We start from the raw sequence: 13,713 nt of genomic DNA on the forward strand, positions 1-13,713 counted from the left end.
TGGCCCGCGTATCGCCGCCGGACGGACGACCGGGCATGCCCGGCCGGCGGCGTGCCCATCTTGGAGGATTCGCGCCGAATAGTGAATGGTCAGGAGTTCTTTTTGTTATTTGATTTCCGATACGTAACGATCTTGCCGATTCGACACCGTTCCGCAATGCATCGGGCGGGCGATTTTCCCGATCGTTCGTGCTGATTGCATGAAGCCTGATGCGCGTCGCTAACGTCGCTTATATCGCTCACGTTGCGTTACGCCGATACAGGCTGCACCAGTGAGCGGGCCTGCGCGACGAAGCGTTCGACGCACGCCGACGCAGACAGCTCGCTCCGCGACACGATCTGCTCGGCCGAACGCGCACCGGCGAGCGGTACATTGACGACGCCCGCGCATGCCGCCATGCGCGGCGCCCGGTTCACACGCTGACCGCGTTCAGCGATACCAGCGCGGCGTATACACCCACTCGCGTCCGCCGTCGATCGCGAAACGCCGTGTGGTCGACGAGCCGACGATCACCATCGTGCGCATGTCGACCTGGTCGCTGCGCAGCGCGCCGAGCGTCGTCGTCGCGAGCGTCGCGCCCGGCCGGCCGATGTCGCGCCCGAGCACGACCACCGTATCGGCCGCACGATGCGCGCGCACGACATCGAGCGCGCGGTCGAGCTGCCACGGCCGCGCACGCGAGATCGGGTTGTAGAACGCCATCACGAGATCGGCTTGCGCTGCGTGCCGCAGGCGCGTCTCGATCACGTCCCACGGTTTCAGGTTGTCCGACAGCGAGATCGCGCAGAAGTCGTGGCCGAGCGGCGCGCCGGCCTGTGCGGCGGTCGCGAGCGACGCCGATACGCCGGGTTCCACGCGCAGGTCGACCGCGGCCCATTGCGGGTCACGAGATTCGTCGAGCGCTTCGAGCACGGCCGCGGCCATCGCGAACACGCCGGGGTCGCCCGACGACACGACCGCGACGCGCCGGCCTTCTGCCGCGAGTTCGAACGCATGGCGCGCGCGCTGCATTTCCTCGCGATTGTCGGTGCCGTGCACGCGCTGGTCCGCACGGAACGGGCCGGCCATGTTCACGTAGGTCGTGTAGCCGAGGATATCGGTCGCTTGCGCGAGCGCGGCGCGCGCGGCCGGCGTGAGCCATGCGGCGCCGCCCGGGCCGAGGCCGAGCACGGTCAGGCGGCCGCGCGCACGGCCGAGCGTGGCGGGATCGACCGGATGCGACGCGACCGCGCACGCGAGGCCGTTCGACGTTGCGCGCGACGTGTGCACGACGCGCAATGCGCGGCCGAGCAGCGTGGCCGCGTCGGTTTGCGCTTCGTTGTCGACATCGACGAAGCGCAGCGGCACGCCGAGCGTTTGCGCTGCGTCCTCCAGCACTGCTTCGCCGATCGCCGACGCCGGTGCGACGATGGCCGCGAGCGCCAGCCGCGCGAGGCCTTGTGCGTCGAGCGCGGCTTCGATGCGCGCGGCGAGCGCTTCGTCCGCGTGCATGGTTTGCGCATCGACGCCGACCACCACGCTGCGCGGATGGATCACGAGTTCGTCTTGCGTGCCGCGCCATGCATCGGGCGTCACGCGGATCGCATGCGCGGCCGTGTCGTCGCGCGGCAGCGCGACATCGTCGAGCCACGGCGCCGCGCCGTCGATGCGCGTCGACGCGCCCGCGAGCAGGTCGGACACGAAGCGCTTGCCCTGCGCGAGATCGGCGAGCGCATAGCCTTCAGGCGGATTGAGCACGCATGCGCCGAAGCGCAGTTCGCCGCTCGTCGTGATCGCCGGCGCGACGCCGAGCCATTCGGCCAGTTCGCGCGCGATCACGTTGACGCCCGTCAGCCCGCCGAGCAGCGGCACGACGGCCGAGCCATCCTCCGCGACCGCGAGCACCGGCGGCTCGACACCCTTGTCGGCCAGCGCGGGCGCGAGGCAGCGAATCACGATGCCGGCCGCGCACAGCGCGACGATCGGCAGGCCGCGTGCATAGAGTTCGCGCAGGTGCGCGCCGAGTTCGTCGAATGGCGCGTCGGCATCGACGCGCGATGCGAGCCCATGCACGCGGGCGCCCGGGTAGCGTGCCTGGATGCGTCGCGCAGTGTCGAGCGCGCCCGCGCCGAGTATCACGATCGCGGGCGGAGTCGTCATCCTTGCCATTTTTCCCCCGGCACGACGAGCAGCGAGAAATACGGCGACGCCATCGGATCGACTTCGTCGAGCGGCACGATGCGCTGGCTCGCCATCGTCGCGCGTTCGACATACAGCGCGCGCTTCGCGAGCCCGAGTTCGTCGAGCACGCGCCGCACCTTGTCGAAATTGCGGCCGAGCTTCATCACGACGGCCGCATCGGCCTGCGCGAGCCGCGCGCGCAGTTCGTGTTCGGGCAGCACGCCCGACAGCACCGACAGGCTCTGGTTGCGATAGACGAGCGGCTGGCCGAGCACGGCCGTGCCGCCGAGCATCGCGCATACGCCAGGGATGACCTCGGTGTCGTAGCGCGGTGCGAGGCGGTCGTGCAGGTACATGTACGAGCCGTAGAAGAACGGATCGCCTTCGCAGATCACCGCGACGTCGCGGCCCGCGTCGAGGTGCGCCGCGACGATTTCGGCGGCCGTATCGTAGAAGTCGGCGATCACCGTCTCGTAGCAGAGCGGCGGCGGCAATGCCTCGGTCGTCACCGGATAGACGAGCGGCAGCTGCGTCTGCGTGTCGAGCAGGTGCGCTTCGACGATGCCGTACGCATTGCCTTTCTTGCCCTTCGCGACGAAATACGCGACCACGGGCGCGGCCTGCAGCACGCGCAGCGCCTTGATCGTCATCAGTTCGGGGTCGCCGGGGCCGACGCCGACCCCGAACAGGCGTCCGCGCGCGGTCGTCATTCGACCTCCGTCGCGAGCGCGTTGACCGCGGCGGCCGCCATCGCGCTGCCGCCGCGCCTGCCGAGCAGCGCGACGTACGGCACGCCGCGGCTGTCGGCGTCGAGCATCGCCTTCGATTCGGCCGCGCCGATGAAGCCGACCGGGAACCCGAGGATCAGCGCGGGGCGCGGCGCGCCGGCGTCGATCATGTCGAGCAGGTGGAATAGCGCGGTCGGTGCATTGCCGATCACGACGACGCTGCCCGCCAGATGCGGGCGCCACAGTTCGAGTGCGGCGGCCGAGCGCGTGTTGCCGAGATGGCGCGCGAGATCGGGCACCTCCGGCTCGCCGAGCGTGCAGATCACGGGATTGCCGGCCGGCAGCCGTGCGCGCGTGATGCCTTCGGCAACCATTTTCGCGTCGCACAGGATCGGCGCGCCGGCCGCGAGCGCCGTGCGGCCCGCGGTGCCGGCGCCGGCCGAGAAGCGCAGGTCGTAGACGACGTCGACCATCCCGCACGCGTGAATCACGCGCACCGCGAGTTTCTCGAGGTCGGGCGGAACGTGCGACAGGTCGGCCTCGGCGCGGATCGTCGCGAACGACTGGCGGTAGATTTCCTGCCCGTCGCGAATGTAGTCAAGCATCGGTGGTGGTGTCCTGGCTATGCCGTGCGCCCGTCAGTCGGGCCGCGGCCTGGTCAATCGTCAGATGGCGCGCGAGCGGGGCGCCGAGGCCCGCGGCGGCGTCGCGCCGGTAAAGGTCGTAGTGCGCGGGCGCGACCGCGACCAGCGTGTGCGCAGCGGGATGCGGCAGCGCGCAGTGGCGCTCGCAGCCGGTCAGGTGCACGTCGACTGGACGGCCGATGCGTGCGGCGAGCGCGAGCGCATCGCGTTTCGTGTCGGCGTGCGCTTTCGCGCAGCCCGCGCTGCCGGTGCACGCGACGAGCGTCGCGAGCGGGTCGGTCGACGCGCAGACGAGGCCGAGCGACGCGAGCGCATCGAGCGTGGCCGGTGCGCGTGCGTGCGGCACGCCGTGGATGAACACGCCTTGCCACGGCGTCATCGACAGCGTGCCGTCGCCTTCGGCTTCGGCCCATGCGGCGAGCCGTTCCAGCTGCGTCGCGTCGAGCCGCCCGAGCACGAATTGCGCGCCGACGCTGCAGCGCGCTGCGTCGAGCGACGGACGCGCGCCGAAACGCAGTGCGGGATCGGAACGCGTGCGTCGCCAGCCGGCGAGCGCGGGATCGGCCGCGAGCGGGAAGGGCAGGTAGTGCCGTGCGCGGTCGAGCAACGCGCGTTCGCCGCACGTCGCGAGCAGTGCACGCATCCGCGTGACGTCGGCCGGCGCGAGATCGAGGAACGCGAGCAGCAGGGCACGCACGAGCGCGACGCTCTGGTCGGGCGACACATCGACCGACGCAGGCGGATCGTCGTGCGCGACCGGCGGGCAGCCGGCCAGCCCGGCCGCAATGCGCACCGCGCCGTCGTTGCGGCGCCATGCGGCGAGCCAGATGTCGTGCGGATGATCGAGCGCCGCGACCGATTCGCCGCCGTCGAGCTGGATCGAGAATTTCGGCGACAGCTCGCCGCGGCGCGGCTCGCTCGTCAGCATGTCGAGCAGCGGAACGGCGAGCGCGCGGCTGTCGACGAGCGCGGCGGGGTCATGCCCGGCGAGCGGGCTGAGCATCACGTTGCGGACGTCGTCGCTCGCGGCGAGCGCGGCCGCATCGGCGGTTGCGTCTGCGGTCGATTTTGCGGTGGCATCGGCGCGCGGGCCGAGCCCCGCGTCGAGCAATGCGCGCGTCAGCGCGTCGGCCGCGCCGTCGCGAATGCCGCGTAGCTGCAGATTCGCACGATTGGTCGCGTCGATCGCGCCGGAGCCGTATGCGCGCGCGGCGGCGGCGATCGCACGCACCTGGCGCGCATCGAGCCGGCCGCCCGGCAGCTTGATCCGGCACAGCCCGCCATCGGCGGCCGCAACGACGCGCACGAGCCCCGGGCAGGCCGACGGGCGCACGACGGGCGACGCAGGAATCGAATCGGGGGCGGAACTCAACGGGGTATCGGGGCAGTGTCGCGCCGCGGGCCAACGCATCGGTACACCCCGCCCGACGCCGACTGGCACGCACGCACTTTCTGGCCGGCAGGTCTCCTGGCTGACAGGTCGGCGCCGGCTCCCGGCCTTCCCGGTCGAACCAGTGGCGTGAGGGGGGAGATCGGCTCGCTGTCTACAGTTGCGGGGGCAGCCACAGCGGCGCGCGGCGCGCCCTGTGTTCCCTCTTCGGCCCCGAAGGGCACCGGCGAACGAACGGCCGTAGGATACCTGATTTCGACCGCGGTTCGCGACCGGAAAGCCGTTCACGCCAGGCGAAGCGGGTGGCGATCCGGCACCGGTGGGCCGGCAGGTGAAACGCGGGATGGAACACGGTACCATGCCGTCTTTCGCAATGCGGACGGCTGCGCCGGCCCTTTTACGGCCGAGCGGCGACACGATGGAATCGAACGATGGGGAAGGGTGCATGACGGCGTGGCTGACGGTAGTGGGCATCGGCGACGACGGTTACGCGGGGCTCGGCCGCAGCGCGCGGCGCGCGCTGCTCGACGCGACGCTCGTCGTCGGCGCGCAGCGGCATCTCGACATGCTGCCCGCGCGGCTGCCGGCCGCGCGCGAAACGTGGCCGTCGCCGTTCGACGTCGCGGGCGTGCTCGCGCGCCGCCCGTCGCCCGTCTGTGTGCTCGCGAGCGGCGACCCGATGCTGTTCGGCGTCGGCGCCACGCTCGCGCGCCGGCTTTCCCCCGACGAATGGCGCGTGCTGCCCGCGCCGTCGTCGCTGTCGCTCGCGGCCGCGCGCCTCGGCTGGGCGCTGCAGGATATCGGCGCGGTATCGCTCGTCGGGCGTCCGCTCGCGACGCTCGCGCGCCACCTGCTGCCGGGCCGGCGCTTGTTCGTGCTGAGCGCCGACGGCCGCACGCCGGCCGCCGTCGCGGCCGAACTCACCGCACGCGGCTTCGGGCCGACGCGCATCAGCGTGTTCGAACATCTGGGCGGCCCGCTCGAGCGGCGTGTCGACGGCCTCGCGCAGGACTGGAACGTCGACGAAACGGCCGCGCTCAATCTCGTCGCGCTCGACTGCCAGGCCGGCCCCGACGCGCCGCGCCGCGCGCTCACGCCCGGCCTGCCCGACGATGCGTACCGCCACGACGGCCAGCTCACCAAGCGCGACCTGCGCGCGATGACGCTCGCGCGCCTCGCGCCCGCGCCCGGCGAACTGCTGTGGGACGTCGGCGCCGGCAGCGGCTCGATCGGCATCGAATGGATGCGCGCGCATCCGTCGTGCCAGGCGATCGCGATCGAAGCGCATGCGGAGCGGCAGCGCTTCATCGAACACAACCGCGACGCGCTCGGCGTGCCGGGCCTGCAACTCGTCGCGGGGCGCGCGCCCGACGCGCTCGCCGGGCTCGCCGCGCCGGATGCGATCTTCATCGGTGGCGGTGCGACGGCGCCCGGCGTGCTCGACGCGTGCTGGTCGTCGCTGAAGCCCGGCGGCCGGCTGCTCGCGAACGCGGTCACGCTGCAGGGCGAGATGGCGCTCGCCGCATGGCGCGATGCGCACGGCGGCACGCTCACGCGCGTGTCGCTCGCGCATGCGGAGCCGCTCGGCCGCTTCGACACATGGCGGCAGCCGTTGCCGGTCACGCTGTACGACGTGCGCAAGCCCGACGCGGCCACCACGGCCGGACCGACGAACTCGTCGAACCCGGTGGACGCGTGATGCGCGACGAAACCCCCGAACAGCACGCACCGCTGCGCTTCGGTTATACGACCGGCAGCTGCGCGACCGCGACGTCGCTCGCAGCCGCGCGCCTGCTGCTCGCGGGCCAGGCGGACGATGCGGTCGCGATCGTGCTGCCGAAGGGGCAGCGCGTGATGATGCGGCTCGAGTTCTGCCGGATCACGGCCGACGGCGCCGAAGCCGGCACGATCAAGGATGCCGGCGACGATCCGGACGTCACGCACGGCGCGCTGATCTTCGCGCGCGTCGCACTCGCGACGGCGCCCGGCGTACGGTTTCACGCGGGGCCGGGCGTCGGCACGGTCACGCGTGCGGGGCTGACGCTGCCGGTCGGCGAACCGGCGATCAACCCGGTGCCGCGCCAGATGATGACGACGCACCTCGACGCGCTGGCAGCCGAATATGGCTACGCGGGCGGCTTCGACGTGACGATCGGCGTGGAAGGCGGCGAAGCGCTCGCGCTGAAGACGATGAACCCGCGCCTCGGTATCGTCGGCGGGCTGTCGATCCTCGGCACGACCGGCATCGTGCGGCCGTTCTCGTGCTCGGCCTATATCGCGTCGATCCACCAGGGCATCGACGTCGCGCGCGCAAACGGCATCCAGCATATCGCCGCGTGCACGGGCAATACGAGCGAGGACGCGATGCGCGCGCACTACCACCTGCCCGACATGGCGCTGGTCGAGATGGGCGATTTCGCGGGCGCGGTGCTCAAGCACTTGCGCCGCGCACCGATAGCGCGACTGTCGATGTGCGGCGGCTTCGGCAAGCTCAGCAAGCTCGCGGCCGGCCACCTCGACCTGCACAGCCGCCATTCGAGCATCGACCTGCCGTTGCTCGCGCAGTGGGCGGCCGAGGCCGGCGCGAGCGATGCGCTGCAGGCCGCGATGCGTGCCGCGAACACGAGCCAGGAAGCGTTGAAGCTCGCGCTGGCCGCGGGCGTGCCGCTCGGCGATCTCGTCTGCGCGCAGGCGCTGCGCGTCGCGCGCGACATCGTGCCGCCATCGGTCGCAGTCGAGATGTTCGCGATCGACCGGCAGGGCCGCTTCGTCGGGCAAGCGCGATGAGCGCGCGCATCCTGCTGCTCGGCGGCACCGGCGATGCGCTGAAAATCGCTCGCGCGCTCGGCCCGCATCACGTGTATAGCCTGGCCGGTCTCGGCAAGGTACCCGACGACCTGCGCTGCGACGTGCGCGTCGGCGGTTTCGGCGGCGCTGCCGGCTTGGCCGCGTATCTGCGCAGCGCCGGCATCGGCCTCGTGATCGACGCGACGCATCCGTATGCCGCACGAATCAGCGCGAACGCGGCTGTCGCGACGCGCGACGCGGGCGTGCCGCTGTGGGCGCTGCGCCGCGCGCCATGGACGCCGCAACCCGGCGACGACTGGCGGATGGTCGACGACTGGGCCGGCATCGAGGCCGCGCTCGCGCCGTTCAAGCGGCCGCTGTTCACGCTCGGCCGCGAGCCTCTCGCGCATCTCGACGCGATCCCGCCGCACCAGTTCTGGCTCGTGCGTTGCCTCGACGCGCATCCCGGCAACGCGCACGCGCAGATCGTCGCCGCGCGCGGGCCGTTCACGCTCGACGGCGAGCGCGCGCTGTTCGCGCTGATGGGGATCGACGTCGTCGTCAGCAAGAACAGCGGCGGTGCGGCCACCGAGGCCAAGCTCGACGTGGCGCGCGAACGCAGGCTGCCGGTCGTGATGCTGCGCCGGCCGTCGCTGCCCGACGCCGACCGCACGTTCGACTCGGCCGCCGCGCTGCTCGACGCACTCGATCCGGCCGCGCGCGCGTGACGCCGCGCGGCCGATCATCCAACGAATTGACGGAGATTTTTCGATGACGGTGTATTTCATCGGCGCGGGCCCCGGCGACCCGGAGCTGATCACGGTGAAGGGCCAGCGCCTCGTGCGCACCTGCCCGGTGATCCTGTATGCAGGCTCGCTGGTGCCGCCGGCCGTGCTCGACGGCCATCGCGCGGAGCAGGTCGTCAATACGGCCGAGCTCGACCTCGACGCGATCGTCGCGCTGCTCGCCGCCGCGCATGCGAAGGGGCAGGACGTCGCGCGCGTGCATTCGGGCGATCCGTCGCTGTACGGCGCGATCGGCGAGCAGATCCGCCGGCTGAAGACGCTCGGGATTCCGTACGAAATCGTGCCGGGCGTGACGGCCACGGCCGCGTGCGCGGCGACGCTCGGCGTCGAGCTGACGCTGCCCGGCGTTGCGCAGACGGTGATCCTCACGCGCTTCGCGGGCAAGACGACGATGCCGGAAGGCGAGGCGCTCGGCGCGCTCGCCGCGCATCGCGCGACGCTCGCGATCCATCTCGGCGTGCGCCATCTCGCGCGCATCGTCGACGAAGTGCTGCCGCATTACGGCGCCGATTGCCCGGTCGCGGTGGTCTATCGCGCGAGCTGGCCCGACGAGGAACGCGTGACCGGCACGCTCGCCGACATCGTCGGCAAGGTGCAGGGCACGCAGATCGAGCGCACCGCGCTGATCCTGATCGGGCGCGTGCTCGACGCCGAAGGGTTCGCGGATTCGACGTTGTACGCGAGCGCGGGCTGATCACGCGTGCGCCGGCCGGCGTTCGGCACGACGTTCGCGCAGGTGCGCGTCGCACGCGGATCGGCGATCGCGGACATCACGGGCATGGTGATGGCCGAACCGTGTTCGCAACCCATGCCTCATGCCGATCTGCGAGCAATTGATCGGCGCACTGGCCGACGACGTGCAGCCCGCGATCCGGGTGTGCCGGCTGTGCGACGAAGACGCGTGCGATTTGCGGCGATGCGTGCCTATCGACAGTTGCCGTCGGAGCGGGAAACGAGCGGCTGACGCGCGGCCGACCGCCTAGGCACTCGCAACACGCCGCGCGAGCCGCGGCGCAAAACCCGCCGCCAGCGCGAACAGTACGACGCACAGGCACGCCATCGCCACCCACGCGGGCGTCAGGTCCGCGAGATGCTGGCGCACGACGCCGGCCGCGAACGGGAACAACCCGGCGATCAGGTAGCCGACACCCTGCACGAACCCCGTCAGCGATGCGGCGTCCGCCGGCGTCGCCGCATGGTCGACCGTGACGATCAGCGACAGCGGAAACAGCGCGCCGATCCCCGCGCCGAGCAGCAGCGCGGCCGGCAAGGCGAGCGCTTCGGGCGCGGCCAGCATCGCCAGCAACCCGACGAACAGCGACGCGATCGCCGCATGCAGCGCGGGACGGCGATCGGGCAGGCGGTCGATCGTCGCCGAGATCGTCAGCCCCGCGACGACTTCCGCGAGCGTCACGCCGCCGAGCAGGCTGCCGGCCGCCGTCGGCGACCAGCCGAGCCGCATGTAGTACGGAGGCAGCCACGCGAGCACCAGCGTGTACGCGCCCGTCGCGATCCCGAAGAACAGCGCTCGCCGCCAGGCGCGCGGCGAGCGCGACGGCTGCGCAGCCGATGCCGCAGCCGGCCCGGCGGCGAGCGCATCGCCGCCGCGACCGGCCAGCGGCCACGCGAGCGCGGCCACCGCGGCCGGCAGCGCCCAGCCCGCGAGCGCGGCGAGCCAGCCCCAGCGCGCCGCGGCAAACGGCGCGACGACGCTCGCGAGCACCGCACCGCCCATGATCGACGTCGAATAGACGCCCATCGCGCCGCCGACGCGTGTCGCGAAATGCGCCTTCACGAAACCGGGCAGCAGCGCCTGCACCATCGCGATCCCGACGCCCGCGCAGCAGGCGCTCGCGAGCAGCAGCCACGCGTGCTGCGCGCCGATGCGCGACACGCAGGCCAGCCCGATCAGCGCGACGCCGAGCCATACGCCGCCCGCGATGCCCGTCACGCGCTGCAGGCGCCGCGCACTCAGCGCGCCGAGCCCCATCAGCAGGATCGGGATCGTCGTCAGCAGGCTGGCCGCGCCGTCGCCGATGCCGGTCGCGCGCTGGATCATGTCGAGCAGCGGGCCGACCGCGGCGAGCGCCGGCCGCAGGTTCAGCCCGACAAGCACGATGGCGGCGAGCCGCCATCCGGGGGAAGTGAAGCGATTCATCGACAGGCCCTCGGTATCGGTGCACGACGTCCGTCCGGGCGCCGTGCGTTTTTCATGTAAAGTATCTCGACATCAAGATAAACGCCGATTTATCTCGACGTCAAGATAACTGGTGAGCCGAGGAGGGTTAATGGATCGAGCCGCGCATGCGCTCGCGCAATGGCGCGTCGAGCGTCCGGATCTCGACGCGTCGTCGATGGTCGTGATGGGGCGGTTGCAGGAAGCCGCGCTGGTGATCGCGCGCGACCGTCTCAATCCGCTGTTTGCGCGCTACGGGATGCAGCCGGGCGAATTCGACGTGCTCGCGACGCTGCGGCGCTGCGGCGCGCCGTTCGCGCTGACGCCGACGGCGCTGTACGACGCGCTGATGATGTCGTCGGGCGGGATGACCGCGCGCATCGACCGGCTGCAGAAGGCCGGCTGGGTCGAGCGCCGGCCGAACCCGGCCGACGGGCGCGGCACGCTCGTCGCGCTGACGGAAACCGGCCGCGCGCTGATCGACGAAGCGGTCGTCGCGCATATCGACAACCAGCGTGCGCTGCTGGCCGCGCTGTCGGACGCGGAACAGGCGCAGTTGTCGCAATTGCTGGAGAAGCTGCTGGCGGGGCTGGGAGACGGGGCGCCGATAGGGGCAGACGGCAACTAGCGGTGCCGAATGCGTCACGCAAATGCACGCCGCGGGCAAAAACAAAGTTCTTCGTGAATTTTCGTCGACGTCGCTTGCCGACCCGGATCAGTCATTCGAGTTGGCGCGATCTCAACGGCCGAACGTGCCAGCGATTGGAGAAAGCGCAATAGAAAAGAGAAGCAATACGCTCCTCTTTACACCTCAGCTCCACATCGGGACCAAGACTGCGGTTACTTCGCGGCCGCGGCCCGGGCGAGTGCCGCGTCCTGTTCCGGGGTCCCTCCAGATACGCCGACTGCCCCGATCAACGCGCCGCCGTCGTTAAAGAGCGGGAGCCCTCCGCCCATCAGCAACAGCCCACCCGTATGGATATGATCGAAATGCGGTAGCGGTTGACCAACCTGCAATGGGGCATTGAGTGCCTCGCTTGGTGCCTGGAACATGACGGAGGTGCGTGCCTTGGCGATTGCCAGCTCGTTCGATGCCAGCCATGCGCCATCCATTCTTGAGAAGGTCACCATCTGCGCGCCAGCGTCCAGGATCGCGAAGACTGCGTTCAGGCCAGCCTGCTTTGCAGCTGCTTGGCCTCGGGCCACGATTCCATGTGCGACGTCTAGCGTCAGATCAGGCATTTTGCGTCCACTCCGTCTCTTGCCATTGCTTTGCCGCATCGACTGTCGCAAACGGACGCATGGTGCGATACAGATGCTGATCGGCGGGAATGATCTCTACCATGGCATCGATCATCTCTTGCGGGTCTGCCTGGTTTACCAGGCTCTCGCTGAAATCGGGCATCGGCACCACGGCAGTGTCCGCGTTGTACCACTGCACGTAACTCTCAGCGCCGGTGTCGTTGAACCCGGTGCCGAACACGCCTGGGTTGACGGTCGCGACCTTGACGCCATAGGGCGCAAGCTCCGCCTTCATTGACCCGGCAATGCCTTCAATTGCGTGCTTCGTCGCGCAGTAGATGCCGACGAACGGGACGACCAGGATGCCGCCCATCGACGACGTCCATACAACTTTTCCCGATCGACGAGCCACCATCTTCGGCACGATGGCTTGGACCAGCTGCAAGTGCCCGAACACATTGATCTCGAAAGATTCGCGCACGCGCTGCATGGGGATGTCCACGATAGCCCCCCCTTCCATGACGCCGGCATTGAGTACCAGCACGTCAGGGTCGAATGAGCCTGCATGTGCGATATCGATGGGATCGAGCAGATTCAGCTTGATGACTTCAAGGGCAACACCTGCCTCGGCGGCATCTGCGCGCAGGCTACGAACCTGCGGCCAGGTTTCGGCGGCTGCCACTACTTTGTGGCCGAGGCGCGCAAGTTCGATGGCGGCGCCGCGACCGAAGCCGGAACTGGCGCCGGTAATGAGGATTTTCTGTGACATCGACGACTCCTTCAGGACATTGCGTTCAGTGTAGGGAGGCCGTAGCATCAAAGCAATGTCATCAATTCTTTACAGTTAGATGAACAATTCTCATCAATCGAAGGGCGGTGATCTCTTCGCTTTTGCCGTGTTTCTAGCGGTTGCAACACGACGCAGTTTTCGTGGTGCAGCGACTGAACTCAACATCACGCCGTCAGCAGTCAGCCATTCCGTCAAGGCGCTTGAACAGCGTGTGGGGGTGCGTCTGATCAATCGGACGACGCGCAGTGTTTCGCTGACAGAAGCCGGTGAACGTCTGGCCGCCAAGCTGCGCCCGGCGATTTCCGCCATTGACGAGGCGATGCGGGAGTTGAATGACCTACGCGAAACACCCAGAGGAACTGTGCGGATCAACGCCAGCGAAGGCGCAATCCGCCTGATCCTGCGGCCCATCATGGCGCGATTCTTAAAGTCGTACCCCGAGGTTCATCTGGACATTGTCACCGACGGACGGCTAAGCGATATCGTCGGAGAAGGCTTCGATGCCGGCATTCGGCTGGCTGAGGCTGTGCCGCAGGATATGGTGGCCGTGCCGCTCATGGGAAGCGTGCGTTTCGCAGCCGTCGCGTCACCCAGTTATCTCGCGTTACGGGGAAGGCCCACCACACCGCAGGATCTTTACCATCACGACTGTATCCGCTTTCGTTTCGACAGCGGCAATATCTACCAGTGGGAATTTGAGCGACACGGCACCAGCGAGACCATCAACGTCAATGGCCGATTAACGCTGACGGACCAGCCACTGATGGTGGAGGCAGCGATCGACGGCATTGGCATTGCCTTCGTACCGGACCATCTAGCCGTTGATGCGTTGGCCGACGGTCGCCTTGAACGTGTCCTCGATGACTGGTGCCCACCACTTCCCGGGCTGTGCCTTTGTTACCCAGGCCATCGCCATGTCTCACTTGGCTTGCGCGCGTTGATTGACATGATAAAAATCGAAAGACTTTTGGCCTGAGACTGTTATCGATT

13 protein-coding genes and 1 riboswitch are annotated in these 13,713 nt (G+C 69.5%); of the genes, 6 read left to right on the forward strand and 7 right to left on the reverse strand.

The window, feature by feature from the left end:
- Positions 1–429: 429 nt before the first annotated feature.
- The 4 genes from cobJ to cobG are packed head-to-tail and all read right to left on the reverse strand — an operon-like array spanning position 430 to position 4,865.
- Positions 430–2,139, reverse strand: a complete 1,710-nt coding sequence (gene cobJ, locus ACM6JT_RS26075; protein ID WP_414857581.1) for a precorrin-3B C(17)-methyltransferase — start codon at positions 2,137–2,139, stop codon at positions 430–432.
- Positions 2,136–2,870, reverse strand: a complete 735-nt coding sequence (locus ACM6JT_RS26080; protein WP_034184173.1) for a precorrin-2 C(20)-methyltransferase — start codon at positions 2,868–2,870, stop codon at positions 2,136–2,138. The genes cobJ and ACM6JT_RS26080 overlap by 4 nt, the downstream gene beginning before the upstream one ends.
- Positions 2,867–3,493 (reverse strand): precorrin-8X methylmutase, encoded by a 627-nt coding sequence (locus tag ACM6JT_RS26085; RefSeq protein WP_105390176.1) that lies wholly within the window; start codon positions 3,491–3,493, stop codon positions 2,867–2,869. Before ACM6JT_RS26085 ends, ACM6JT_RS26080 begins: the two co-directional genes overlap by 4 nt.
- On the reverse strand, positions 3,486–4,865 hold the full coding sequence (cobG, locus tag ACM6JT_RS26090) for a precorrin-3B synthase (RefSeq protein WP_414857654.1): 1,380 nt from the start codon (positions 4,863–4,865) through the stop codon (positions 3,486–3,488). The genes ACM6JT_RS26085 and cobG overlap by 8 nt, the downstream gene beginning before the upstream one ends.
- A gap of 107 nt (positions 4,866–4,972) precedes the next feature.
- A riboswitch (cobalamin riboswitch) is annotated at positions 4,973–5,165 on the reverse strand.
- 202 nt (positions 5,166–5,367) lie between these two features.
- Between cobG and cbiE the strand changes: the two genes are divergently transcribed.
- Genes cbiE through cobM form a run of 4 tightly spaced genes read left to right on the forward strand, consistent with a single transcriptional unit; the run spans position 5,368 to position 9,209 of the window.
- Entirely contained in the window at positions 5,368–6,621 is a 1,254-nt protein-coding gene (cbiE, locus tag ACM6JT_RS26095; protein ID WP_414857655.1) for a precorrin-6y C5,15-methyltransferase (decarboxylating) subunit CbiE, read from the forward strand.
- Entirely contained in the window at positions 6,621–7,709 is a 1,089-nt protein-coding gene (locus ACM6JT_RS26100; protein ID WP_414857582.1) for a cobalt-precorrin-5B (C(1))-methyltransferase, read from the forward strand. Before cbiE ends, ACM6JT_RS26100 begins: the two co-directional genes overlap by 1 nt.
- Entirely contained in the window at positions 7,706–8,437 is a 732-nt protein-coding gene (locus ACM6JT_RS26105) for a cobalt-precorrin-6A reductase (protein WP_414857583.1), read from the forward strand. Before ACM6JT_RS26100 ends, ACM6JT_RS26105 begins: the two co-directional genes overlap by 4 nt.
- Before the next feature lie 43 nt (positions 8,438–8,480).
- The gene (gene cobM, locus ACM6JT_RS26110; RefSeq protein ID WP_131947052.1) at positions 8,481–9,209 is read left to right on the forward strand and encodes a precorrin-4 C(11)-methyltransferase; all 729 of its coding nucleotides are present in this window, start codon (positions 8,481–8,483) and stop codon (positions 9,207–9,209) included.
- Positions 9,210–9,494: 285 nt separating this feature from the next.
- On the opposite strand, the gene ACM6JT_RS26115 is transcribed toward cobM, so the two are convergent.
- Positions 9,495–10,673, reverse strand: coding sequence for an MFS transporter (locus ACM6JT_RS26115; RefSeq protein ID WP_414857584.1), 1,179 nt, complete (start codon positions 10,671–10,673; stop codon positions 9,495–9,497).
- Positions 10,674–10,803: 130 nt separating this feature from the next.
- Here ACM6JT_RS26115 and ACM6JT_RS26120 point away from each other — a divergent pair, with 130 nt between their 5' ends.
- On the forward strand, positions 10,804–11,319 hold the full coding sequence (locus tag ACM6JT_RS26120) for a MarR family winged helix-turn-helix transcriptional regulator (protein ID WP_414857585.1): 516 nt from the start codon (positions 10,804–10,806) through the stop codon (positions 11,317–11,319).
- Between the two features lie 212 nt (positions 11,320–11,531).
- Here ACM6JT_RS26120 and ACM6JT_RS26125 read toward each other — a convergent pair whose 3' ends face one another.
- Together ACM6JT_RS26125 and ACM6JT_RS26130 are read right to left on the reverse strand one after the other, a co-directional pair.
- Positions 11,532–11,933, reverse strand: coding sequence for a GlcG/HbpS family heme-binding protein (locus ACM6JT_RS26125; RefSeq protein ID WP_034184182.1), 402 nt, complete (start codon positions 11,931–11,933; stop codon positions 11,532–11,534).
- Positions 11,926–12,702, reverse strand: a complete 777-nt coding sequence (locus tag ACM6JT_RS26130; RefSeq protein ID WP_105390168.1) for an SDR family oxidoreductase — start codon at positions 12,700–12,702, stop codon at positions 11,926–11,928. The genes ACM6JT_RS26125 and ACM6JT_RS26130 overlap by 8 nt, the downstream gene beginning before the upstream one ends.
- Positions 12,703–12,781: 79 nt before the next feature.
- Here ACM6JT_RS26130 and ACM6JT_RS26135 point away from each other — a divergent pair, with 79 nt between their 5' ends.
- On the forward strand, positions 12,782–13,699 hold the full coding sequence (locus tag ACM6JT_RS26135; RefSeq protein ID WP_034184183.1) for a LysR family transcriptional regulator: 918 nt from the start codon (positions 12,782–12,784) through the stop codon (positions 13,697–13,699).
- Positions 13,700–13,713: the final 14 nt, after the last annotated feature.

It is taken from the genome of Burkholderia sp. IT-111MI5 (assembly GCF_949752865.1).
Lineage (GTDB): Bacteria > Pseudomonadota > Gammaproteobacteria > Burkholderiales > Burkholderiaceae > Burkholderia > Burkholderia pyrrocinia_C.